Source organism: Pseudomonas sp. AC463 (assembly GCF_979253585.1).
In genome coordinates, this window is record NZ_CEEDDZ010000582.1 from 1 (window position 1) to 275 (window position 275).

1 pseudogene is annotated in these 275 nt (G+C 55.3%); it reads right to left on the reverse strand.

The features are described from left to right. Positions 1-198: pseudogene (locus AC0IYH_RS31520) on the reverse strand (alpha-ketoglutarate permease); the annotation flags it as partial. Positions 199-275 lie beyond the last annotated feature (77 nt).

Consider the following 275-nt stretch of genomic DNA (forward strand, 5'->3'; position numbering starts at 1 on the left):
GTTGAGCAACTGGACGGTGGGGTCGTCGGACGGAAAGAAGGCCGGCGCGAAGTAGATCGCGCAGAAGGCATACACGTAGAAGTCGAACCACTCGACCAGGTTGCCGGAGGAAGCGCCAACAATGGCGAAGATGCGCTTGCGGCGCTCTTCCGGGCTGTAGTTCGGGGCTTCGTACACCGTGCTGGCATCAGAACTCATCATGGATACTCACTGGTAAGGAACGGGACGGTTCCATACTCCGACTTATATGTAACCAAATGATTCGAGCATTATTG